General features: G+C 75.2%; 1 protein-coding gene. It reads left to right on the forward strand.

Annotated elements, in window-relative coordinates; genetic code table 11:
- The coding region (locus ACZ7BZ_RS38395; RefSeq protein WP_470362427.1) for a condensation domain-containing protein at positions 1–1,023 on the forward strand (1,023 nt) is incomplete at both ends.

Consider the following 1,023-nt stretch of genomic DNA (forward strand, 5'->3'; position numbering starts at 1 on the left):
TCAGCATCGACGACGGCTTCTTCGACCTCGGCGGCCACTCCCTGCTCGCCACCAAACTGGTCAGCCGGATCCGCACCGCCCTCGGCGTCGAGCTGCCCATCCGCGCACTCTTCGACAGCCCGACGGTGGCCGCGCTGGCCGAGGCCCTGCCCGCCTCCGGCGCCGTCCGCCCGGCCCTGCGGCCGGCCGAGCGGCCCGAGCGCGTCCCGCTCTCCCCGGCGCAGCAGCGGCTGTGGTTCATCGACCAGTTCGAAGGCCCCAGCGCCCTCTACAACACCCCGTTCGTCGCCCGGCTCACCGGCGCCATCGACACCGCCGCCCTGGCCGGGGCACTGAACGACGTGGTGGCCCGGCACGAGGTGCTGCGCACCACCTTCCCGGCCGCCGACGGCCGGCCCCACCAGCTGATCGCCGAGCACGCCCAGCTCATCCTGCGGGCACGGCCGGTGGCCGACGAGGAGGAGCTGAACGCCGCCCTGGCCGAGGCCACCGGCGAGGTGTTCCGCCTCGCCGAGGACCAGCCGGTGCGGGTCTCGCTGTTCTCCCTGGACGGCGAACGGCACGTGCTGCTGCTCCTGCTGCACCACATCGCGAGCGACGGCTGGTCCGTCACCCCCCTGCTGCGCGACCTCGCCACCGCCTACCGGGCCCGCACCGCCGGCGCCGCGCCGCAGTGGGAGCCGCTGCCCGTCCAGTACGCCGACTACACCCTCTGGCAGCGCGCACTCCTCGGCGACCAGGAGCGGCCCACTGCCCTGCTGACCGGGCAACTCGCCCACTGGCAGCAGGCCCTGGCCGACGCCCCGGAGGAGCTGGCCCTCCCCTACGACCGCCCGCGCCCGGCCACCCCGAGCCACCGCTCCGGGGTGGTCGAGTACCGCCTGGACGACGAACTGCACCAGCGGCTGGGCGAGTTGGCCACCGCGAGCCGCGCCAGCCTGTTCATGGTGCTGCAAGCCGCCGTCGCCACCCTCTACACCCGCCTCGGCGCCGGCACCGACCTGCCCCTCGGCACCCCCGTCG

The organism is Kitasatospora sp. NPDC036934 (assembly GCF_055608425.1).